The organism is Ruegeria sp. F12 (genome assembly GCF_056533885.1).
Map to the genome: position 1 here is coordinate 95,924 of NZ_JBQFOV010000008.1, position 22,160 is coordinate 118,083.

At 54.5% G+C, this 22,160-nt stretch carries 24 protein-coding genes; 12 read left to right on the forward strand and 12 right to left on the reverse strand.

Annotated elements, in window-relative coordinates; translation table 11 throughout:
* Window positions 1-15 precede the first annotated feature (15 nt).
* Window positions 16-990, reverse strand: a complete 975-nt coding sequence (locus ACR0CA_RS12595) for a LysR substrate-binding domain-containing protein (protein WP_170787007.1) — start codon at window positions 988-990, stop codon at window positions 16-18.
* 101 nt (window positions 991-1,091) lie between these two features.
* Between ACR0CA_RS12595 and ACR0CA_RS12600 the strand changes: the two genes are divergently transcribed.
* Window positions 1,092-1,583: a flavin reductase family protein gene (locus tag ACR0CA_RS12600; RefSeq protein WP_480899351.1), complete on the forward strand. Its 492-nt coding sequence runs from the start codon at window positions 1,092-1,094 to the stop codon at window positions 1,581-1,583.
* A gap of 365 nt (window positions 1,584-1,948) precedes the next feature.
* Here the strand turns inward: ACR0CA_RS12600 and ACR0CA_RS12605 are convergent, their stop codons facing one another.
* Together ACR0CA_RS12605 and ACR0CA_RS12610 are read right to left on the reverse strand one after the other, a co-directional pair.
* Window positions 1,949-2,788 carry an SDR family NAD(P)-dependent oxidoreductase gene (locus tag ACR0CA_RS12605; protein ID WP_480899353.1) on the reverse strand — a complete coding sequence of 280 codons (840 nt, stop codon included), beginning with the start codon at window positions 2,786-2,788 and terminating at the stop codon, window positions 1,949-1,951.
* A 38-nt stretch (window positions 2,789-2,826) separates the two neighbouring features.
* Window positions 2,827-3,639 carry an SDR family oxidoreductase gene (locus tag ACR0CA_RS12610; RefSeq protein ID WP_480899355.1) on the reverse strand — a complete coding sequence of 271 codons (813 nt, stop codon included), beginning with the start codon at window positions 3,637-3,639 and terminating at the stop codon, window positions 2,827-2,829.
* A gap of 230 nt (window positions 3,640-3,869) precedes the next feature.
* On the opposite strand from ACR0CA_RS12610, the gene ACR0CA_RS12615 reads away from it, so the two are divergent.
* Window positions 3,870-4,691 carry an AraC family transcriptional regulator gene (locus ACR0CA_RS12615; RefSeq protein ID WP_480899357.1) on the forward strand — a complete coding sequence of 274 codons (822 nt, stop codon included), beginning with the start codon at window positions 3,870-3,872 and terminating at the stop codon, window positions 4,689-4,691.
* Window positions 4,692-5,069: 378 nt separating this feature from the next.
* On the opposite strand, the gene ACR0CA_RS12620 is transcribed toward ACR0CA_RS12615, so the two are convergent.
* Both ACR0CA_RS12620 and ACR0CA_RS12625 read right to left on the reverse strand, forming a co-directional pair.
* Window positions 5,070-6,341 carry an adenylate/guanylate cyclase domain-containing protein gene (locus tag ACR0CA_RS12620; protein WP_480899359.1) on the reverse strand — a complete coding sequence of 424 codons (1,272 nt, stop codon included), beginning with the start codon at window positions 6,339-6,341 and terminating at the stop codon, window positions 5,070-5,072.
* A 289-nt stretch (window positions 6,342-6,630) separates the two neighbouring features.
* Window positions 6,631-7,554 (reverse strand): LysR family transcriptional regulator, encoded by a 924-nt coding sequence (locus tag ACR0CA_RS12625; protein WP_170774024.1) that lies wholly within the window; start codon window positions 7,552-7,554, stop codon window positions 6,631-6,633.
* A gap of 101 nt (window positions 7,555-7,655) precedes the next feature.
* Between ACR0CA_RS12625 and ACR0CA_RS12630 the strand changes: the two genes are divergently transcribed.
* Genes ACR0CA_RS12630 through ACR0CA_RS12640 form a run of 3 tightly spaced genes read left to right on the forward strand, consistent with a single transcriptional unit; the run spans window position 7,656 to window position 9,380 of the window.
* Window positions 7,656-8,642: a sterol desaturase family protein gene (locus tag ACR0CA_RS12630; RefSeq protein ID WP_480899361.1), complete on the forward strand. Its 987-nt coding sequence runs from the start codon at window positions 7,656-7,658 to the stop codon at window positions 8,640-8,642.
* 10 nt (window positions 8,643-8,652) lie between these two features.
* Window positions 8,653-9,057 (forward strand): hypothetical protein, encoded by a 405-nt coding sequence (locus ACR0CA_RS12635; protein ID WP_480899364.1) that lies wholly within the window; start codon window positions 8,653-8,655, stop codon window positions 9,055-9,057.
* Window positions 9,027-9,380, forward strand: a complete 354-nt coding sequence (locus tag ACR0CA_RS12640) for a 3-methyl-2-oxobutanoate hydroxymethyltransferase (protein WP_480899366.1) — start codon at window positions 9,027-9,029, stop codon at window positions 9,378-9,380. The genes ACR0CA_RS12635 and ACR0CA_RS12640 overlap by 31 nt, the downstream gene beginning before the upstream one ends.
* Window positions 9,381-9,595: 215 nt before the next feature.
* Here the strand turns inward: ACR0CA_RS12640 and ACR0CA_RS12645 are convergent, their stop codons facing one another.
* Window positions 9,596-10,495, reverse strand: coding sequence for a hypothetical protein (locus tag ACR0CA_RS12645; protein ID WP_480899368.1), 900 nt, complete (start codon window positions 10,493-10,495; stop codon window positions 9,596-9,598).
* A 733-nt stretch (window positions 10,496-11,228) separates the two neighbouring features.
* Complete coding sequence (locus tag ACR0CA_RS12650; RefSeq protein WP_170773675.1) at window positions 11,229-11,492, reverse strand: DUF4242 domain-containing protein; 264 nt, start codon at window positions 11,490-11,492, stop codon at window positions 11,229-11,231.
* Between the two features lie 163 nt (window positions 11,493-11,655).
* On the opposite strand from ACR0CA_RS12650, the gene ACR0CA_RS12655 reads away from it, so the two are divergent.
* Entirely contained in the window at window positions 11,656-12,534 is an 879-nt protein-coding gene (locus ACR0CA_RS12655; protein WP_170773677.1) for a LysR family transcriptional regulator, read from the forward strand.
* A 220-nt stretch (window positions 12,535-12,754) separates the two neighbouring features.
* Window positions 12,755-14,671, forward strand: coding sequence for an adenylate/guanylate cyclase domain-containing protein (locus ACR0CA_RS12660; protein WP_480899371.1), 1,917 nt, complete (start codon window positions 12,755-12,757; stop codon window positions 14,669-14,671).
* A 50-nt stretch (window positions 14,672-14,721) separates the two neighbouring features.
* On the opposite strand, the gene ACR0CA_RS12665 is transcribed toward ACR0CA_RS12660, so the two are convergent.
* On the reverse strand, window positions 14,722-14,910 hold the full coding sequence (locus ACR0CA_RS12665) for a hypothetical protein (RefSeq protein ID WP_480899432.1): 189 nt from the start codon (window positions 14,908-14,910) through the stop codon (window positions 14,722-14,724).
* Between ACR0CA_RS12665 and ACR0CA_RS12670 the strand changes: the two genes are divergently transcribed.
* On the forward strand, window positions 14,899-15,204 hold the full coding sequence (locus ACR0CA_RS12670) for a LysR substrate-binding domain-containing protein (protein WP_480899373.1): 306 nt from the start codon (window positions 14,899-14,901) through the stop codon (window positions 15,202-15,204). The genes ACR0CA_RS12665 and ACR0CA_RS12670 overlap by 12 nt on opposite strands.
* 579 nt (window positions 15,205-15,783) lie before the next feature.
* On the opposite strand, the gene ACR0CA_RS12675 is transcribed toward ACR0CA_RS12670, so the two are convergent.
* The 4 genes from ACR0CA_RS12675 to ACR0CA_RS12690 form a co-directional block, all read right to left on the reverse strand.
* On the reverse strand, window positions 15,784-16,941 hold the full coding sequence (locus tag ACR0CA_RS12675; protein ID WP_480899375.1) for an adenylate/guanylate cyclase domain-containing protein: 1,158 nt from the start codon (window positions 16,939-16,941) through the stop codon (window positions 15,784-15,786).
* Window positions 16,942-17,053: 112 nt separating this feature from the next.
* On the reverse strand, window positions 17,054-17,656 hold the full coding sequence (locus ACR0CA_RS12680; RefSeq protein ID WP_480899377.1) for an NAD(P)H-dependent oxidoreductase: 603 nt from the start codon (window positions 17,654-17,656) through the stop codon (window positions 17,054-17,056).
* A complete protein-coding gene (locus ACR0CA_RS12685; RefSeq protein ID WP_480899378.1) occupies window positions 17,653-18,045 on the reverse strand; it encodes a nuclear transport factor 2-like protein in 393 nt (130 codons plus the stop codon). Before ACR0CA_RS12685 ends, ACR0CA_RS12680 begins: the two co-directional genes overlap by 4 nt.
* Before the next feature lie 20 nt (window positions 18,046-18,065).
* Complete coding sequence (locus ACR0CA_RS12690) at window positions 18,066-18,560, reverse strand: nuclear transport factor 2 family protein (RefSeq protein WP_480899380.1); 495 nt, start codon at window positions 18,558-18,560, stop codon at window positions 18,066-18,068.
* A 120-nt stretch (window positions 18,561-18,680) separates the two neighbouring features.
* Between ACR0CA_RS12690 and ACR0CA_RS12695 the strand changes: the two genes are divergently transcribed.
* The 4 genes from ACR0CA_RS12695 to ACR0CA_RS12710 all read left to right on the forward strand — a co-directional run bounded on the left by ACR0CA_RS12695 (window position 18,681) and on the right by ACR0CA_RS12710 (window position 22,153).
* Window positions 18,681-19,577 (forward strand): LysR family transcriptional regulator, encoded by an 897-nt coding sequence (locus tag ACR0CA_RS12695; protein WP_480899382.1) that lies wholly within the window; start codon window positions 18,681-18,683, stop codon window positions 19,575-19,577.
* Window positions 19,578-19,628: 51 nt separating this feature from the next.
* A complete protein-coding gene (locus ACR0CA_RS12700) occupies window positions 19,629-20,516 on the forward strand; it encodes a helix-turn-helix domain-containing protein (RefSeq protein ID WP_480899384.1) in 888 nt (295 codons plus the stop codon).
* A 113-nt stretch (window positions 20,517-20,629) separates the two neighbouring features.
* Entirely contained in the window at window positions 20,630-21,583 is a 954-nt protein-coding gene (locus ACR0CA_RS12705; protein ID WP_480899385.1) for an alpha/beta hydrolase, read from the forward strand.
* Window positions 21,584-21,643: 60 nt separating this feature from the next.
* Entirely contained in the window at window positions 21,644-22,153 is a 510-nt protein-coding gene (locus ACR0CA_RS12710) for a nuclear transport factor 2 family protein (RefSeq protein WP_480877484.1), read from the forward strand.
* The last annotated feature ends 7 nt before the right edge of the window (window positions 22,154-22,160 follow it).

Below are 22,160 nucleotides of genomic sequence, written 5' to 3' on the forward strand. Positions count from 1 at the left end.
GTGGCAAAGAATTTCTTATGGAGATTGTGCCTCCTTCCGCAACCAAGTCAGAAAGGCCTGAACGCGCGGTTGTTCTACCCGCCGTTCGGGGCAGATAAAGTGGTAGGAATACGGCCCCTTGACCGGTTCGAATGGCAATTGCACCAAAGCCCCCGAGACCAGCAGATGCCGGGCAATCACATCGCGCACAACGCCAATGCCTTGACTATAGAGAATGGCGTTCACCGTGGCACTGCTGTCGCCGAAAAAGGCCCCCCGTTCGAACGCCGCAGGATCACCGCCATTTTTCTCGATCACAGCGCGCCACTCGCTGTAATTTGTGTCGTGCAGAAAGGGGCGATCCGCCAGCGCATTGATGTCCGACATGTCGCGCAACGTTTCGGCCGTTTGCGCAGAGGCCACAAGTATGTGCTTCTCGCCGAATAGGCGTTCCTCGTACCCGTCCTCGTACCCGCCTGGCCCCCAACGAATGGCGACATCTGCATCCTCTTGGCCAAAGCCTGTCTTTGCCACGGTCGACAGAGTGATCAAATCGACCGTAGGGTTGGCCGTCACAAACCGGTGCGCCCGCGCTGCAAACCATGTCGACGCAAACGAGGGCAGCAGACTAACCGTCAGCGTCGTCCGCCCGGCGTCCGGGGCCAGGTTCTGTACGCTTTCCCCCAGCGTATTTAGGATCTCGGCCACGTCTTCGGCAAATTGTTCACCTTGTTCGGTCAGCAGGATCATGTTGTTGCGGCGACGGAAGAGTTTGACGCCTAGTCGATGCTCCAACAGCTTGACTTGCTGGCTGACAGCCGGTTGTGTCAGGTTTAGTTCCGCCGCGGCCAGCGTAAAGCTCTGCAGCCGCGCGGCGGCTTCGAATGCGATCAGGGTCTGCAACGGCGGCAGCGGGCGACGCATTCGGTTGCTGTCAAAGCCAACAGGTTCCAGTTTCGACAAAGCACCGGGGCGAAGATGATCCAGTTTGTTTCGAAGGGCGCGTCGCATCACAGGCCTGCATAAGTTTTTGTTAGGCAAAGCTTAAGCAATTCGTTCTTGTATTCAAGGCGGTCGCCGCCACAGAAATGCCTGAGACCGACGGAGGCGACATGCTGGACCCTACTGAATTTACATCCGCAATGCGCAAGGCGGTGACGCCTGTGTCAATTGTCACTACCAGCGGCGAGCACGGCCCGCATGGCGCGACCGTCAGCGCAGCCTGCTCCCTGACGGCAGCACCACCTGCAGTGCTGATCTGCATCAACAAGAAAAGCCGCATTCTGGGCATGATTGAGGAACACGGGATCTTTTGCGTGAACTATATCGCGCCTCAGCATGACATGCTGGCGCTTGCGTTCGCCGGTGCCCCCGACCTTACGGATCAGCGTAGTTTTACCTCTGAACATTGGACGATTGACCAACGGACGAGCCTGCCGGTCCTGTCAAATGCTGCCGCAATCTTCACATGCCTGCATATTCAGACAGTCTCATTCGGCACGCACCGCATTCTGATCGGCAAGGTCGAACGCGCCGAAAGCTCTGAGACTAAACCGCTGGCGTATTGGAATGGCGATTTTCGTGAGCTGACCTATCCCAAATAGACCGGCGACCGAAGGAATTGGAGGTTATGCCTGTTCAATACTGTGCAATCCTTTGCGTTGTGGTCAATGTCCGCAATGCGGGCAACGTCCGCAGCGTTGAGGTACTCTGGCGAATGACCGAAATGGGCCGATCCTTTATCCTAAGGGGCAAAGTTATCTTGGCCATTGTTGTAAACCCTTCAGGCCAGCAACGATCCCAAAGTAATTGATACTGTGGTTCGTACGAGTGTCCGACCACATCCCCCGGTTTTGTCCGATCAGATTCAAGTTTCGGTGTTGACCCTGTCAGATACACAACGGTCTTACTCGCCCCATCCACCAGCACCCTCGGTGTGTTTATGGCCGCATCTTGTCTAGTTTGACTATTACGAGACCTCGTGCGTCGAAAAGGCATCCGCGTAATCGGGATGCCAGCGTGAAAGAGCCGGGCGATTGTTGATGATATCGCCCATGGCCCATTCAACCCGTTTGCGGTCGCGTTCTTCTGACACATCGTTGTCAGGGCAGAGGATATAGAAGTCCCCGTCCGACATGCGCCTCAGCAGATAGTCAACGGCCTCTTCGCTTGTCCAGGCTGCGGCAGGTTTTTCCGGCAAAAACTTTTCAATCATACCGGTATAGGTAAATCCCGGCACAAACAGATGGGCGGTGATATCCGCTTCGGCTTGCCGCAAATCATGCGCAAGCATTTCTGTCATGACCTTCACAGCAGCTTTGCTGGTATTGTAAGCGGGGTTTCCGGGTGGTGTGGTGATGCCCTGTTTTGACCCAGTGTTTATCACTACTGCCGGACGCGCCGCCTTAATCATACGCGGAAGAAAAGCATGGACACCGTTAATGACGCCAAAAAGATTGACCTCAAACAATTTGCGCCAGTTTTCCGCGTTTTCCCAGCTGCCGGACGGCACTGCGATACCGGCATTGTTCATCAGGACAGCCACCTCACCGAGCGCAAAGACCTGATCTGCCAAGGCATTCACAGCTTTGGCGTCGCTAACATCCGTCGGAACCGCCTGAACAATTGCGGGCGCCCCGGCCTGATCGCGCAATTCTGCCTCAGCTCTGTCCAAGGCCTCGCCCGCCAGATCGACCAGCACAACCCCCAAGCCGTCTTGAATAAATCGTTGGGCCGCGGCCTTGCCGACACCGCTTGCGGCCCCGGTTACAACAGCCAGGCCACCTTTTTCGATTGCTTTTCGGTACATGGAGCATCCCTTTTTTCTGCGAATGACTAAAGGGTCCTTCAGGGCGCCATCTTTTGCTTGAGGCCGTCAATGAACGTCTCGTCATCCTGTTGTTTGCGCGCGTTCAGCAATTCTTCGGCATCGGGCCCTGCGCGAAAACGCAGGCGGTTTCCGGTCTCGTTGGCCGCATCCCAAATGACTTGCGCGACCGTTTCTGGTTCAGAAGGGTTCGCGGCCAGTTTGCCAAAAAGACGCCCCATGGCTTCGGCCATAGGCGCGTAATCCGACAGGTTCTCATCCATCGCGAAATCGAAAGAGCTGCCGCCGAAGTTCGTCCGTATCATGCCTGGTTGGACAATACGAACTTGGATGCCAAGGGGTTCCAATTCGTAATGCAGCGCCTCGGACAGCCCTTCTACTGCGAACTTGGTACCATGATAGAGCGCGCCAAGCGGAAATGTAATCTGTCCTCCGATGGACGAGATATTTATGACCGTGCCTGACCGGTTCTGGCGGAAATGAGGCAGAACCGCTTTGGTCACTTCCATCAAACCAAGCACGTTGGTGTCAAACTGACGTCGGATGCGATCCATCGAAAAGGCCTCTAGTGCACCGTAGGCGCCGTAACCCGCATTGTTCAACAAAACATCAATCTGGCCAAACCGTTCGATGCCATCGCGAACGGCCGTTGCAACTGAGCCCGCATCCGTCACATCCAGTTGGGTCAGATGCACGTTTTCCAAAGCCCCAAGATCGGTGCTGCCTGCAGGGTTGCGCATAGTAGCGACGACATTCCAACCATTCGCTTGGAAATGTCGGGCGGTTGCTGCGCCAATACCGGATGACGCCCCGGTGATCAGAATGGTTTTCACATTGTTGCTCCGCAAGTTTATAAGCATACAATAGTCACAAAAAAGAGGATGTATCTTTCTAAATCTTCCAATTTTCTTGCCTAATTCTCCACAAGTAAGCGTTTTCAGTAATAGTCATTTTTATTCCGTGCTAGCGATGAGGGCAACGACTGGAGGCATTCATGAGACCTCATACACTATTGGACTATGTTCGGGATCTGCTTGACCACGCGGGCGTCGCGCAGGGTGTCTTGACACATAAGGAAAGCGGGGCGGTTTTTCTCACCCATCCTTCGACCACTCAACATGACGCAAATGTCTACCGCCCGCTGTTGTGCGCAGTTTTACAAGGCGCCAAAGAGGTTGGGACCAGTACCAGAACGCTCTCCGTACAGGCAGGGCAGTCGCTGATCGTCAGCAACGTACTGCCGGTTGTCTCAAGGATTACCGAGGCCACACCTGAACGTCCCTACGTTGCGCTCGTGTTCCCCCTTGATCTGGATCTCGTGCGCGGTCTGGCATCCTCACTGCCTCAATCTTCTAGTAAACGCGTGTCGGATCCATTTTCGATCTGCCTGGCTGACACCGATGATGACATGAAAAGCGCCCTGTTGCGGTATTTTCAGCAGTGCGAAACCGAAGAGACGCGTCACATGCTGTCACCGATCACGGCTAGGGAAATCCATGCCCGCCTGCTGATCGGGCAACATGGCGGCACGCTTCAAAAACTGGTGTGGCACGAAAACACGTCTAGCAGGATTCTCGCGGCGACACACGAAATCCGGTCAGATCTGGCCAATCCTTTTGTTGTCGGAGAGCTTGCCGGGCGTGTGGGTATGAGCAGTTCGGCCTTCTTCGAGCAGTTCAAGGCGGTAACGGGAACATCACCGCTACAATACCAGAAAGACCTGCGTCTGCTTCATGCCCGCAATGAGCTTCAATCTACCGGAGCAAAGATATCAGAGATTGCCTACGGGGTTGGATATGAAAGCCCGGCTCAATTCTCAAGAGAATATGCCCGCAAGTTCGGGCGCTCTCCAAGACAAGATCGGGTTTTCGAAACTGTTCAATAGCCCTGCAGGAAAAACGCAAACGCCAAGCCATGTAACGAGCCAAACTTTTCGGGCCGGTCAATTTCCGATAGCGGTCGTTTTAGTTACCGGCGAATTGGCAAGTTGTCCGCAATTCGGTCTTTGGCTGATATTGCGCGCGCAGCATGCGGTTGGTTTGCTAGGCCGCGCCGCAGTATGGGGTCAATGGAGTGAAGGTCTGATTTGGAACGGAAAGCGGTCATTGTTGGTGGTCATTCCGAGAAATTTCGCCTGAAGGTCTGCATTGAACGGCAGCGGACGTTCGCTGAAATCTACTAAAAGTCTGGTTTGCGGACAAAGCATCCGTTCATCATTTGTTGCAGAAATCCGAAGTTACTAACTTAAGATCAAATAAATCGTTCATTTGGATCGATTAATTGAGCTACTTTTATGGACGGGTGGTGCGAACTCTGGAAGCGTAAAGACCTTTGTTGATTGCGACATACCTGCTAGCTGGTGTTGCCCCAAGGGCTCAAGCCGCGTTGCAACATCTGCTGCGAATTCCGAGGACATTACCAAAGGTGTTTTAAGAGACTTACACAGACCCTCAAGCCGGTTGACTTGGTTTACCGCAGGGCCAATCGTGGTGAAATCCAGCCTACGTTCCGTGCCGACGTTTCCATACATTACGGAACCCCGATGTAAGGCAATTCCAAATTCAATTCTGCCGCCGTACTTTTGCCAAATGATGTTCTTTTCCCTCGCGCGAGCTAAGCACTCCAACACTGAAGACAATGCGGCACGGCTCATGTCGACTGCCGGCCTCGACTTTTCGTCTACTGGGAAGATTGCCATAACAGCGTCGCCGATAAATTTAAGGATCTCACCGCCGTGATCTTCTACTGCCCCGGCCGTGCAATCAAAATAGTCGTTAATTAACGCCAGATATCTATCCAATGGCATGTCTTCTGCCATCCGACTGGAGTTTCTAAGGTCGCAATAAAACAAAATGCAGTCGATTGCCCCTCCATCGCCGCGCTCGATTACACCATCCAAGACACGGTTTCCAGAGTAGCTTCCTAGGTAGGCATCCATGAGACCTTGCGCAAGAATGCGCGATTGAGCGTTTTTTATAACCAGTGCAAGGGCAGGCATGAGTGCTCGGATATAGTTGATTTCAGAGTCGCTAAATCCGCCTATACGCCGTGTAGAAATCGACATCATAACGCCCTCCATTCCAGGCGGAAAATCCGACCAGCGGCTAGCGTCATCGCGATGATAGCTTTCAAACTGAACCAGATAGTCCGTTGCGCCATCTGAACGAAGCTCTTCCAGGATCGGAAAACTGGCCTCGACCGACCCATCCTCCAATTTGTAACGCCGATAGGAACCGCCGTTATGCGCCAAATCGAAAAAAGGTGTATTGCGGAATCCAGGTGTCGCAAGCTGGTCTCTGGGCGTTAGTTCGACTTTGGCTTGGTCGTCGCGGACCGTCCAAAGCACATTCAAAGCGCCAAAAATTGGGTGCAGGACCATGCCCCCGACGTTGATCCGAGCAACAGGGACACCAGCGGAAACCAGACGGTTGCCAAAGCCTCGCACCACATCCTCGGCCTTGGTATCGCGAAGACCGCACCCCATCAGCCAAGCGGCAACGCTATCTAAAAGTGGAGACCTGCTGAACTCAATCATACTGAGACACTTTCTTGTCCAAAAAAGCGTATTGAACCAGCTCGATACTGAGACCTTAGACCGATTTGACACAATGAGCGCAGGGAGTCTTGTTCCGAGCCTTCAGTCCTTTTGTATCACAGCACTGCTATCGCCTCCTAGCTTGGTGCGCTAAACAACCAGTTTCACCCCTGTACTCCAAGGTAAGCGACGGGCTCGGTGCGGTCTTTCGCTACGATCTGTCTGAGGGACCGCTATGCGGACACTACGTCATTTCGCTGCATGCGCCCCAATGGTCGCCTGTCTAGGACTAGCTCAAGACAACGCATTGTGTTGACCCGGATTCAGAGAAGTAATCTCGGCAAGCTTGAGCGAATTCTTGAACGATCCGTCTTGGACGCGCACTGTCGTAGCCGAGGGCCAGCGTTAGTGGCGGCAAAGTATCTGAAATCGGGCGCGCGACGACAGGCGCACCAACATACGTCTCGGACGTTAAAGGCAGCATATTTAGGATTGCGCATCCCCTCCCCGCTGCCACAAGACTGCGTACCATTTCGGTCGAGTTCGCGTAGGCCGCGATTGGCACTTGCCTTGTGCGGGATTGAAACAGACCTTTGTAATAGGAAGCGGCCAAGGGGCGGTTCAGCACAACCAAAGGTTCCTTTGAAATCTGAGCCATCGTGACTGCATCTTGGTCTGCCAATGGATGGGACTGTGGCAGCAAGCAGTACGGCGGTGCTGTGATGAGGGGGGTAAATTCGATGGAGGGCCTTACACCCTCTGCGACAAACAAAATGGCATCGTATGTCCCATAGAGCAGCCCGTCCTGTACTTCATCATTGTTACATTCTTGCAATTCGAGCGTGACACCTGTGCGGTGAGACAAGAACGTATCAAAAATCTGCGGTAGAAACGCTGGGGCGATGGGAGCATAGTAGCCTACCCTAAGCGTTCCACTATGCGATTGCTTCAACTCCGCGCCCTCAATTAGAAGTGACCGGTAGTCTTCCAACAAATGCTCGCATTTCCGCGCCACGTCGCGTCCCGCTGCGTTCGGCTGAATACCACGCGCGCGTTGGCGGATCACAAGTGTAAGATCAAATTCTGCCTCGACCTGATCAATCGCGCTGGATACTGCAGAGGCAGCAATGTTCAGTTCCGCCGCCGCTTTGGCAATGTTGCCATGACGCAGCGCGGTTGTGAAATATTCCATGGCCTTAAGGGTTAGCGGCATCTTTATCTCTGAATTTATGATGATGTTTGTCTTTTAATACTATTTTTCCGGTGAAACAAATCATGCCAACGTAAATGCGCTGCTTTTCTAGGAGACCATTGATGTCTGGCGCACCACTCAAAGGCTGGAACCACACGCCAAATGTCCCGTTGCAAGTGTCGCCATTCTTTAGCTGGCCCCCGCGCCCAATGGCGATGGTCGCATGGTTCTGGAACTCTTGGTTCTTCCTCACCGAACGATTAATCGTCGTCGCGATTGCCTGCATTTCGTTCTATTGGTTCCACCCCCCCTTAGCCGAAACGCAAACGCTGGCGTTCGGTTGGATTGCCGAGATGTTCATCCGTAACGTCGCATTGATGACACTCGTCGCCGGAGGGCTTCACCTCTATTTCTATACCTTCACCAAACAGGGCCAGGAGTTGAAATACGACCCGCGTCCCCTGATGAAAAACGGGCGAAAGTTCACGCTGGGCGGGCAAATCCGCGACAACATGTTCTGGACCATCGCCAGTGGCGTCACAGTTTGGACGTTCTATGAGGTGCTGATGTTCTGGGCGATGGCCAACGGTTATGCACCGATGCTGACATGGGCAGCGAACCCCATCTGGTTCATCGCTCTATTTCTGCTGATCCCCGTTTGGGAAAGTTTCTATTTCTATTGGATTCACCGCTTCCTGCACATCCCGTTCTTCTACAAACACGTGCATGCACTGCACCATCGCAACATTAACGTAGGGCCTTGGTCGGGCATGGCGATGCATCCGGTAGAACATTTGATCTTTCTTGGGTCGGTGCTGATCCATTTTATTGTTGCGGCACACCCGCTGCACATTCTGTTCCACCTGCAATATTACGCGCTGACGGCTGCGACGACGCATACGGGCTTTGAAGGCATGATGATCAAGGACAAGAACCGCTTGAAGTTGGGAACATTCCATCACCAGATGCACCATCGTTATTTTGAGTGTAACTATGGCTCGCTCGAATTGCCTTGGGACAAGTGGTTCGGTTCATTCCATGATGGCACCGTAGAATCTGACGCGAAAATCCGCGAGCGGCGCAAGAAATTTACCAACGGGGCCAAATGAATTGGGTGGCATGACAGTCAAGGACTTGCTGGAGACCAAAGGCAAACGCACAATCAACTACGTGCAGGTCGCCCACGAAAAAGAAGCGATTGCGGCGCGCGAAGCGGGTATAGACATGATCGGCTCAGCCTTTGTACCAGAGCAGGGCCATTCTGCCAAAGCTGTGCCCGACACGCATTTCCAGTTTGGCCTACCATGGGGCATACCCGCAGACGTAACAGAGGCGTTGCGCGATGCCATGGCCGCAATGATGGCAGGCGCTCAATCTGTCTATTGCGGCTACAACCCATGGGTCGTGGAGGCGCTTGCCCATCACGGTGTTCCTGCCATTTGCAACGTGGGTCTTGCCCGCCCAAGGCAGCTTGGACGGGCGGGTTCAAGGCGGTGGGCAAGACGCTGGAACAAGCCAAGATGATCCGGACGCAAGTTCAGGAGTTCGAGAACGCCGGTGCGTTCGCCGTAGAGATGGAGGTCGTGGCCGCAGGTCTTGCAATCGAGATCACCAAACGCACATCTATGCCGACGGTCTCGCTGCGGTCAGGCGATGGATGCGACGCGCAATATCTGTTCTCGGCTAATTTGTTGGGCGAAAACCGCGGCTATATCCCGCGCCATGCCAAAACCTACCGTAGCTTCGCCGGAGAGCGGGACAGGCTACAAGATGAACGTGTCGCCGCCTACCGTGAAAAATTCCAGACGTCACGAACGGAGGGTTTCCTAATGCAAACCAAATCGTGAACATCGACGAAGATACACTCGCGAAAGTCTGGGAGACGTAAACTCGAATCTTTAAAAGTGGCCAATCATTTGCCGCGCGACATTTTTTGGTTTGGGCTCGGAGCAGTCGTTCGCTAAGCAGCGCATCAATGACCGCCGTGCGGACAAAGCAGAAGTGTGAACTCAGTCGCGAAAAAACCTCCGCACACATCTGGCAAACAGGCTCAATGCCGCGATTAGAACCTGACCCTAAACGCCAGCCCAACCAACGGCGCAGTGTCATAGCTTTGCCGACTGATTTCTACTCCATTCGCATCATCTAACTTCAGGCGGCCATCAAATTCTGCTCCCGCAAATACGCTCAATGAAACTCCAGGATTCGGATTGTACCCAAGAGAAAGAACCACAGGAATACTCTTATCTTCACCCACCCCATCCGGGGCGAGGCCATCCCCATCCAGCCTGAAACGGATCCTCTCTGAGCGTGCGGTCAACGAAAGGTCGATAGCCTCATTTAGAGCGTAGCTCAGCGACAAACCGGGACCTTGCGTTGCTCCGACACCAGAGCCGGTGTTCAATTTCCAGCGGTCATTTATGTCCCAGTCGATAAGCAGAGCCGGAAAAAAATCAGTACCGCTTTCGTCAAATTCAGAAAACGCACCAAAGGCTGGGCCTATCGTTAGGCGCTCGTTCAGTTGCCATGCAATACCTGCAAAAACACCGTAGGTTCTACCGTCAGATGAGGAGGCCCCGCTTTGGTAGTCCCACCTGATCTGTGGCGATACAAAAACCGTTGTTGTATCCCCCACACGAAACCGAACAGGAACAGCTACGCGAAGGTCACGTATGTTTTCCCATGGCTGGTTGTTCGATTGGCTGAATTTATAGTCCAGCTTGCCAAAACTGGTGGAAAGCCCAACGAAGCTTCCGCCTTCTAGATTGTAAAGTGCGGTGGCACGTAGAAACGCTCGACTTGCAGAGAACTTGCCGCCGTCACTCAAATCCGCATCCCCTTGAAACGCGGCAAGCCCATCAACCTGATACGCCCAGCCTAACCGAGGCTGGGCAGCCGACGGAAGCGAGGTGAACCCAAGAAAAACAAATCCAAAGCAGCACGTTAGAAGAAGATTTTTCATCTGACATTTTTCACGTGAGACTGGTTACGTATTGAATTGTCATTCCTGGTCGAACAGATCAAGTCCTTTAGAGTCTGCTAAGTGGACGAAGCCGCCGTTAACACCGTCATCAGCAGGTGTTGCCTAACAAGCGATATCCAAGCCACCTCGCAAACCTTCAGCGCGTTGTTCAGCAGTGTAATTTCGCGTTCGTCTAGTTCGGTTCTACTGGCGGTCTGAATGAAGGGGCGCAGGACTTCTTTGCCATTTCACTCTCGCAAAATTAAAAATGAATAATGAAGTACTTGCTCCAAACCCCAACTGCCAGGGCAATCCTCATAGCACTCTTTGTAATTATTGTTGTGAGGGTGTGCAGCTATGACAGCTATCAAGGGGCTGGATATCAAAGGCCTGATCAAGAGTATTGGGATGGCGAGGGCAGGCCTTAGCCCGAGTTCCCTTCTGTACTGCAGCGTCCAATGCAAACAGTCGCGCAGGTTGACCAAGTGATCCATCCGGCAGTCTGTGGTCGCATTGTGTAAGCAGAACTCCAGGGAGCCTGAGCTAGTCTTTCGAAGAAGCTAAAACGAGATGAGTTCTAGTCTGCATTGGAGATGATGCTGCGCTTCCGCAAAACTCGGTGTACCAAGTATCTGCGGGACAAACCTGCACCTCCCTGCCGAGCTGCTCAACCATTGCCAAGGGCCCATGAGCATATACTCAGGGCCCAAAAAGCAATCAATATTACAAGCCGTTACGGGGTAAGGTCCATTGCGGCTACGACCTTTTCGTAAGGAAGCCCAGCGGTATCGTTCAATCGACGAACTTGATCGGCGCTTTCACCATCAAACAAGCACATGCAGCGCCCGTCTTCGGGAGCAAATGTTGAACGAACGTAGCTGATCTTGTCTCCATCTGCCGTCATTTTTTGCGCAGTTGCTATCGCGGCTTTTTGAGCAGCGCCCAAGTCATCTATGCTGATACCCTTAAGGTTTCTTTCGACCATAAAAACAGACATTTCGCTCCCTTTCCGAATAGTCAAAACTAGTGCGCCTATTGCATCACGGAGCGGTGGCTCGGGGAACTATCAATACCTTATGACTTAATAACTCCAGGTTTGGATAAAACGGTGTATCCTGCGTCATGATTGTTATTAGCTTTCAGTGACGAGGTGCCCCAACATGGAGATGTCTCAGATTAGATATGTCTTATCTGCCGCAAAGCATCTGAATTTCACCAAAGCTGCTGCAGAATGCAATGTGAGCCAACCAGCGCTTACCAAGGGCGTCAAGTCACTAGAAACCGAACTGGGCGCACAGGTTTTCCATCGGGAAGGTAGGAAAATACTGGTTAGCGACTTTGGGAAGTCTATGCTGCCGCATCTACAGCACATCGTCGACGAAGCAGCAGCTACACAAGCGCTGGCTCAGAATTTTCGTTTGCTGGAAAAAGTACCGCTGCGCTTGGGTGTCCTATCAACAATTGGGCACGTTCGCCTTGCTCGCTTTTTAGCTCAATTCGAGAAAAACCACAGCGGATTGGAGTTGTCTGTCAACGAAGCAAGCGTGTCGGACCTAAAGAAAAAACTTGCCGATGGCGATATCGATGTTGCTTTAATGACCCTGACTGAAGAGCTTGAAGAGGAGTTCAGGACTAGACCACTCTACGACGAAAGATATGTGGTTGTTTTCCCGCCGGAACACCGCCTTGGACAACTCAACTCAGTTTCGCTCCAAGACTTATCACAAGAAAACTACGTTGACCGCTTGGCCTGTGAGTTGCGCGAGATGGTAATGTCGGTTTGTCAGTCAAAAGGCGTTGAGCTGTACGCTCGCTTCAGGTCTGAGCGAGAAGATTGGGTACAAGCAATGGTTGCTGCGGGCATTGGTTTTGCCTTTATGCCTGAGTACTCGGTTACTCTACCGGGCTTGATGCAGCGCCCGCTTGTTGAGCCAGAAGTTTCAAGAACTATCGCGGCCTTTACAGTCCCCGGCCGAAAACATTCGCCTGCACTTGATGCACTTATGAGGTCATCGCAGACTTTTGCATGGCCGGGATAAGTAACGTCAGCTTTGGGCTCAAGGCAGTCATCTGAGTCTTTCAGTCAGATGACGGCTTAGGACGGAAAGCTGACATTTGCTACGTCTGCTAAGAGTAGGGGCCGTTGAGGTGAAGCGAACACTTAGTCTGAACCATGACAGCCAAATTGGTTAGTCTATCAGTAAGGCATCCACTGTCGAGATTTCGCGACATCCGTTAAACTGCGAGCAGGAGGGTCCTATGCAGCGCCGACTCGCCGCGATCATGGCTGCCGATGTCGTTGGGTATTCGTCGTTGATGGGCAGCGACGAAACAGGGGTATTGTCCGCTCTCAAGATGTTGCGCATAGAGATTTTTGATCCCGCAATTGCGAGACATCACGGGCGCCTCGTCAAGTTGATGGGGGATGGTGCTCTTGTCGAATTTGCTTCGGTTGTCGATGCCGTTAACTGTGGTGTCGAGATCCAGCGGGCAATGGCTGAGGCTGCTCCTGGCCTCGCCAACGGGTCGCGATTGCAACTTCGGATCGGGATAAACCTCGGTGATGTCATGATCGCTGATGGAGACCTGTATGGTGACGGGGTGAATGTTGCCTCTCGCATTGAAGGTCTGGCGGATCCAGGGGGCGTCGCAGTTTCTGAGAGTGTCGCGCAGCAAGCAATGGCAAAGGTAGATGCCGAGTTTGAGGATCTCGGCCCCAAAACCCTAAAGAACATCGCTGAACCGGTTCGGGTTTTTCGCGTCATGCCTGACGGAGCACCCGCCTCTGAACAGCGATCCAACAAACTTCCGTTGATGACCGGTGCATCGGTGTTGGTTTGTCTGGGCGTTGCAAGCTTGATTGCGTGGTGGATCAGCTTTGATCACGAGCCGTCCGATGCCATGACCTTTGATGAAGCCGCTCTGTTGTCAGAGCCAACAGGTCCGACCGTTGCGGTTCTGCCGTTTCAAAACCTTAGCAATACGGACGCCCGCGATTTGTTGGCTGTTGGCATTGGCGAAGACATCATCGTTGAGCTGGGGAGCTACCAGGACCTCAATGTATTGTCCCGCCAATCCACCCATTCTGTTGGGCCGGGCGAAAGTGACCCGAGCAGCATCCGGCAGAAATTCGGCGCGGACTATGTGCTGGAGGGTTCCGTCCGGCAGGTTGCAGATCGTCTGCGCGTGACGGCAAGACTGATAGACACAACCTCGGGGCATCAGGTCTGGTCTGGGGCGTATGATGAAAGTCTTACGACTTCAAACATTTTAGACGTTCAACTGAGCATCACCGAAAAAGTTGCCTCTGCTCTGGGTGACGCAGGCGGGGCGATCAAGCGCATTCACGCAGGTCATGCGCGTGCGAAACCTCCGGAACTTCTCTCGTCTTATGAATGTTCCTTGCTGCGCGTTGGTTTTCTGAACCGACGAGATATGCAAGAGCGCGTCCGGGGCTGTATTGTGCGGGTTGTCGAGGACGAACCCGAGTATTGGCGCGGGTGGGCGCAATTGGCCGAGGCACTGCTGACCGATGTGAAGCTTTTTACCGGGCTTTATCCAGGGACACAGGACCAGAAAATCCAACGCGCGGAAGAGGCCGCGCGGAACGCGGTGTCGCTGAACCCGTATTCTGCGCGCGCTCATTTCCTTCTGGCGCTTGTGCTTCAGATTCAACGCGATCTTGACGGGTTCTTCTCGTCCGCCGAAACAGCACTGGCATTGGGAACCGATCGTTATCTGCAAGGGCAAATCGGCTATGAATTCATATGGTCCGGTCGTCTGGATTTTGGGGCTGCGCTTGTCGAAAATGCAATCGCGCTAGACCCAAATGCAGCAGACCCAAACTGGTATCAGGCGCTGGCCGAGTATCATTTCCTGAACGGAGATTACGAAACAGCGCTGAAGACCTATCGCAAGGGTGCACAGCCAGACGTCTGGTGGTCGGTTTCTATTGAGGTTGCAATTCTGGCTGAACTGGGTCCTCGAGACGCAGCCATTTCCGCGCGAGACAGGCTCTACAAAATTCGTCCGGGGATAAAAATTGCCGACATTGTCTGGATGTATCGGCGCTTTGCGCGCCCGGATCAACATATCCTGCCTTTTGTCGAAGCTTACAAAGCTGTGGACATGCCTGAAGGACGGTTTGCCCCGCTGCGGGAGGATAGTGCAGGCTGACCGCTACGATGCGGTCCTGCATGGAGTAGTATCAAGCCTGGCGCACCTTCTCATTCGGCCACCCCAACCCTTTGTAAGCTTGTGAGCCAGATCCATTGGCTTTCGAGGTGATTTTTTTTCCGCGAATTACCTGTTGCCAACGCGCCCAACTGCCGGGCTGCGCCCAGTGCATTTTCACAACGTTCCACATTAGACTCAGATGAATTCGCACCGAAGTACCCCTTGATTTGCAAAATCATCTCGCCTTTCTGGAGCAAGAAACTGGTAGTCCGTTTCGCGCGACGCTTCCGACAGATCAGTACGGAATGATCATGGATGTTGTCCAGAGCGTGAACATGCCGACGTGTGCGCCGCGCCACTTGCTGAAGCCATACGTGACCGACGGTCGGTTAAGCATACTGGAAACGGACGATCATCGTCCCACATGGCGGGTGGCTGCAGCTTACCGGGCCGTTTCGGCACTGCTGGACATGATCGAGGACTGGTTTGATCAGCAACGACAAAAACCGATCGAAAACGGGAATTCTTGTTGAAAAATCCCAAATTCAGGGCTCAAAAAGAACCGGGCCAACTCAGCGGTGCCAGTTGTCGAAAGTGCCAAATTCAGTTTGGCAGCACTCATAGTAAGCGCCGTTTTGACAATATTTGAGACTCATGTCGATTTCGCTAAAGGCACCCAAGTATTCTATTTTCCAGATGGGCGCGAAAGGTTAACTTCACCTTTCAACTGATCCTGAAGTCGCCGCTATTGGGTTAGAATTAAGTGACACGATTTCCTACTTGTTAAGGAAGCTGCAGTAGCCCAGCACCACGGACCAAGCCGCCGGTCTCCTTCTTGCGTCCGCCTTCGAGACATCTCCGACAGCCAAGATACACCATAGGTGGGCGTCGGTTATTCTCTTCTGAGTCGACGTAGTAGTTCAACTTCACCTCAAACTGGCATTCGTATTGCAAACATATTCAGAGGCGCGAGGCCGTCGTAAGCTCTTCTCTATCTTGTGTTGACCCGGGTGAAAGTTCAGAAGTACCCACTTGTTCGGCGCAAACGAAAATTTCTTTTGATCGAGGCGATAACAGTGGTCGCAGTCACCGAAAACCTGGCTTTGAAAAAGCTATTCTCGGACCTTATACGCCTCGATTTCATTGGATAAACCGCGGATTGAGTGACAGCCGGCTGATTGCATATGGTGTGGCAAATGTTCTGCGACGCTCTGCGTCACCAGTAACTTTTCATCCAAATTCTTACATAGCTCCTGAACACGACTGGCCACATTCACAGCTTGTCCGACAACTGTGAAATCCAAGCGATCCGGACTGCCGATGTTGCCAAAGGTGACACGACCGAAATCAATGCCGACTACGAATTCTATTGGCTCTTTTCCCGTGTCGGCGGCTGTTTCGTTGTAGCCTCTCAGGGTGGTCAGGGCTTGTTCTGCAGCTAGCACAGCAGATCTGCACGAGGTTTCCGCGTCGTCATCAATGTTGAAAACTGCAAGTATGCCGTCCCCCATGAACTTGAGAACGTCACCGCCCTGATCTTGGATAGGCGACACGACCATTTCGAAATACTCACCCATCATGGCAAGCAAAGCGTCTTCGGACCAGGATGAGGCTTTGCTGGTGAAGCCACGAAGATCCGCAAATAGGATCGCGGCTGAAACTGTTCTGTGTTCTCCGCGCTTTATGTGGCCCTGATCAATCTCTTCGGCGGGACCGTGCCCCAGATAGGTTTGCAGAAGGCTTTTTTGCGAATGACGCATTGCAATGGGTTCCAAAGCAGCGGCAAGTGCGTATCGCGTGTCTTCGATGTATCGGATATGCGCGTCCGAAAACCCAGCATCTGCGTCCGAGGTGAAGCTGGTGCCCTGAACCGAACCGTTGCCATGCTCCAGCGGGATGGCCAGAAAATCTGTGGCACCTGCTTCGGCCAACTCGGCATAGACCGGATGTTCTTCCAGAACGTCAAGATCGGTCAGGCGTTTGCGCAATGGGCGCCGCTGCGTGACGACATATTCAAACGGGCTGCCGTGCCATGCACTTGTTGCCAGAACCGTGGTCGGTACGGTGTAGCGGCGGGTTTCTTCCGGCGTCCAGATGATGCCCCACGCGCTAAGCAAAGGGTTCGAGTAATTCTGGGCGATCCTTGCGCGGGCTAGGGGTACGCCAAGCGCCACCAATCCTTCGCAATACCCTTTGACAATGAGACCCTCGTCGCCCAGCAGGCGACCATCGGAAATCAACCAGTGTTTCAGGTGATCAGTCTCGGTCATCGTGGTCTCACACTCTTGTTCCGCGCTGATACTTTAGCTGTCAATGGTCGCGAAAGAACCCACGCCGGCTGAAAAACTCATGCCTTTCTGCCAGACGCGGGATCCGTCGGCTTCAGCTCACCGCCGCCGCCAGCGAGGGGTCGTCTTCTAGTTGCTTAAGCAATCGGGCTTGTCTCACTCTTGGATCCAGTTCGGGATCACTCGTATAAGCCAGCATAAGGGGCACATTCTCGTCAATCTGATCCTGAGTTGCCACCGCCATGCCGTGAGCCACGAACGGGCGTAGATATGTCATGCCTGCTAGGTTCGCCGTCTGTTGGAACGGTTTCAGAAACTCAGCCATGGAGAAGTTGTTGTATCCACCTGCGTGATAGCTGTGCTCCGGGCCACCGGTTGAGACGAGGATCAACAGCTCGCGCCCCTTCAACCGGTCCCCGCCCGGCCCGTAAGCGAACCCATAGTTCAGCACCTGATTCATCCAAGCCTTCATCACCGGCGGTGCGGAATACCAGTAGAATGGAAATTGAAACACGATCCGGTCATGCGCCAGCAAGAGGGCCTGTTCGGCTTCTGTGTCAAAACGCATCTCGGCACCACCAATGGCGGTTAGATCTCGGGTCGTCACGTTCGAAACATCAGAAAGTGCGTCGAACCATGCGCGGTTGATGCGCGATTTGCTCAGGTCCGGATGGGCGGTCAGTACGAGGGTTTTCATGTATCAGCCTCTTGCAAGAATTTTGCGGAAAAATGGGTGATTAGCGGGCGGCTGTCGGCTCGGGTTTCAAAGCGCCAGTCTTCCTGAACGCTGGCTTCAATGAGGTCGCCCGCAACGGTCGTGGCGCGAAACAGAACTTCAAACTGTGCGGCACCGGGCTTGATTACGATCTTGCTGACGTGATGCTCGGTCGGGCGCTGCAAGGTTTCCAACACGCCCCGATACCAGGCCCGCACGCGGTCATGTCCGCCAAGTGCGGTGTCGATGTCAGGCGTATCCCACTCTACGTCTGGATGGAGGTCAGGCAGGAACGCGTCGATCGGATCCAGCCTGTCGAACCGGGCAAACCAGTCGGCGATGAAACCGCGGATTTCGGGGTAATCGGTCACTTGAATCACCTGTTGATAGTTCACTTAGCCAGCCGCTCAGGGACCGGAGCCAGCGAGTACTGGGACCAGAAAAACGTGTTTGCCGCATCCTGATCGGCGGACAGGTTGGTTGCCTCGACGATCTTGCCATTCTCGATCCGGTAGACGAGCGCCCAGGTCGTATCGACATTCGGTTTGCCGTCGGCGTTCGACCAGCCGCGGTGGATATCAACCACATGGGTCTCATCCGCTCCGAAATAGATGGGTTCGGCCTGAAATCCGGCGGTGCCCAGCTGTTCGAAAAACGCCAGTACTTCATCCCGACCGGTCTTGGTTCCGGACAAGGGATGGCGGCCCGGGATGTGCCATTTTACGTTCTCGTCCATCACGGCTGCGATGCCGTTCAGATCGTTGGCGCCATAGGCGGCGAAGAAGCCCTGTACGACCTTGATATTGTCTTCGGGGGATGCGGCCATGGCGATCTCTCCTGTGATCAGAGCACCGGTGAGGGCAGCAACTTTGGTCAGAGTGTTCATCTTGTGTCCTCCTGAATACGTGGTGACACAAAGTTAATAATTTTCATTGCGCGTGATAATTGGCCAAGGTGGCATTACTTTCATGTATTATATCGAATAATGAGGTAGTTCGGAGATATGATGCGCCTGCCACTTGCCACGCTTGAAATCTTTACGGCCATCGCGCGCCACGGATCGCTACGTGCTGCGGCCGAGGCGCTGGGTATCAAGCCGTCAACCGTTAGCCATCAATTGAAATCGTTGGAAGATCGGTTGGGCACCGCGCTTTTCATTCGGACAACACGCTCGATCAGCCTGACCGAGGCCGGACGCGCCCTGATCCGTGGCGCTGGGCCTGCCTTTGATCAACTCTCTGAGGCCGTCGAAAGCGCGCGCAGCACCGGTCACGCCGCGCGGGGCACGTTGAAACTGGCGATGCCCGAGTTTGCCTATCACCTCTTTGTTGGTCCGATCCTCAACAGTTTCTGCGCCGCGTATCCCGAGATCGAGTTGGAACTGTCGCTAACGGATGCGCTGTCAGACATACTGGGCGAGGAGCTGCACGCCGGTTTCCGTCTGGGGGATCGTGTGGCGCAGGATATGGTGGCAGTGCGGTTGACGCCGCCGCTCCCGGTGACCATTGTCGGCAGTCCGGACTACTTGGCGGCACGAGGCATCCCGGACACACCACGTGATCTTCTGGGGCATACTTGTATCCGCTACCGGTTTCAATCCTCGGGCCAGATTGCGCCGTGGAGTTTTCAATCGAGCGAGGGAGGGTATGACGTCGATGTGCAGGGCAACCTGATCGCCAACGCCCTTCCAGCCTCCGTCGATCTGGCTAAGCGAGGGCTGGGCCTCGCCTATACATTCAAGGCCTATGTCGGCACCCAGATCGCTGCGGGAGAGTTACAACCGGTTCTGGACGACCACTTGGGACCCACCCCTGGCTTTTTCATGTATTTCCCACGCGAGTATAAATCCATGATGCCCCTAAAGCTGTTCATCGACCACATAAAGCGCCAGCAAAGCGTTTGACCCTGCGCGCGCAGACCCCACATATCGAATAGTGCCAGCCGGAGCCGCTCTTTGCCCCTAAGATACGCTGATATCTACCCGTCAGAACCGTTGCTGAACAGCGATGCGATGCAGCGCCCTTCGGCGGCAGGTTTGATGTCAGTGCGGTATTTTCGCGCCGAACCCGATCAGATGCCGGAAGAGGTGTTTTCGGAACACCACGTCCTTCTGAACCTGCAGGTAAAGGGGCATCGCGTGCAAAACTGGCGGGACGGCACGCTGCGGGATTTCACCTTTTGCAAAGATGAGGTCATCGTGACCCCGGCAGGCATGCGGTCGGGTTGGCGGTGGTACGGGCAGTCCGACGTGATCGTGATTACTTTGCATCCGGACAAGGTTCAGCGATTTGCGCAGTCTGAACTTGGTATGCTGCTGGCCCCGGAGCAGTTTCACGACCAGCCGCAGTTTTCTGATCCTGACCTATGTGCTGCGGGCGTCATCCTGCGCGACGCGCTTGCGACCGACGATATGTCCTCGGGGGTGATGTTCGAAGCCATGAGCCGGGTTTTTCTGGTCAAACTGCTGCAGAAATACGGCAAACGCCGCGCCGAAGAGGTTGAGCTGTCCTCGCGCTTTACCTCTCAGCACTACCAACGGGTGCTGGCCTATGTGCAGGACCGTTTGGACCAGACGATCACCGTCGATCAATTGGCGTCTGAGGCGGGCATGAGCTCCTCGCATTTCGCGCGGGTGTTCAAGGAAACGCTGGGCTCGACCCCCATGCAATATGTCATGGCCTACCGGGTCGAGCAGGCGATGAAGATGATCGAAGACCCCGCGCGCCCTCTGGGCGACATCGCTTTGGCCTGCGGGTTCTCGGATCAGGCGCATTTCACGCGCAGTTTCAAACAGGTGGTGGGCCAGACCCCGCGCGCGTTCCGTGCAGCGCGGGCTCTCTGAAGCAGAATCTTTCAATAACGCGGCAGTCCGGTGCAAGTATCCCTGCCACCGGCGTCGTATCTCAGGTGTCATCGGGCGTACGCCCATCCAGACAGATTTTGGGAGATACCGCTATGAACACCCTTGCTATGAACACTGCTGCCGCGTTGATGGCGTCGACAGCCGCCGTTGCGCAGGTGGAAACCCGCACCGTCACCTTTGAGAACGAAGGCGCCACCCTGTCCGGCACATTGTATTTGCCGGAAGAGCGCGGAGCCGAGCCGCTGCCGACCGTCGTCGTGACCGGGGCCTGGACCTCGGTTCAGGAACAGATGCCCGCCAACTATGCCCGCGAGATGGCCGAACGCGGTTTTGCGGCCTTCACCTTCGATTTCCGCGGTTGGGGCAAATCGGGTGATCTGCCGAACAACGTGCGCTTTGTTGAAAGCCCAGAGGCGAAGACATCGGACATCCAAGCCGCGATTGCATTCGTCGCGACCTTGCCCGAAGTAGATGCCGACCACATCAACGGTCTGGGGATTTGTGCCTCGGCCGGGTACATGGTCGATGCTGTCTCGGGCAACCCGTTGGTTCAGCGAGTGGGTCTGGTTGCACCTTGGTTGCAGAACGCCGAGATCGTCGAGGCGGTTTATGGCGGTGCAGAAGGTGTCGCCGGGCTGATCGAGGTGTCCCACGCTGCCGAGGCGGCTGGCGGTCAGATCATTCCTGCCGCAGGCCCCGAGGGTGCCGAGGGCGTACTGATGCCGATCGGCGGATATTACTATGAGGCTGACCGTGGCGCGATTCCCGAATACGATGACAAATGGAACAATGCGGGCTGGGAAGGTTGGCTGACCTATCACCCCGCCGACAATCCGCAGCGTTTGGATAAGCCACTGGCCATTGTTCATTCGGAAAGCGCGGCGATCCCACAGGGCGTGCAGACCTTCCTTGCCGGCTGTGCAGGCGAGGCGACCGCGCAATGGCTGGAGGATGTCACGCAGTTCGACTTCTACGACGACCCCGAGAATGTCACTCACGCGGCGGATACCGTCGCTGACCACTTCCGCGTCGGTTCGAGCAACTAAGCCCTGTCCGGACGCCGAGCAATCGTTCGGCGTCCACCCTCATCTATTCGGAGCATCCTCATGCGTAGAAAACTCACATCGACCCTTGCGGCCGTCTCTATGATCGGATCCGCGGCTTTTGCTGAACAACAGGCCGATATCTCGACCGCAATCACCGACATCGCGGCAGGTGCTGACCGCCACGACTGGACCCGCGTGCGCGGCGCGTTCTCCGATACCGTCACAACGGACTACACCAGCCTCTGGGGCGGAGACCCGGTCACACAACCCGCCGACGAGCTCGTGGCTGGATGGTCCGCCTTTCTTCCCGGTTTCGACGCGACGCACCACATGGTGACCAATCACACCGTCACCTCTCTGTCCGATACATCTGCGACGGCACAGGCGGATTTCACAGCAACCCATCGTCTTGATGACGGCTTGTGGGTGCTGGGTGGCCGCTATGACTATGAGCTTGAGAAATCAGATGATCGCTGGGTTGTCACATCGATGACCATGACGGCAATCTGGGAATCCGGTGACCGTGGGCTTGTGGCTCTTGCCGGTCAGCGCGCGGCCGAGGCAAATTGAGGAAGGA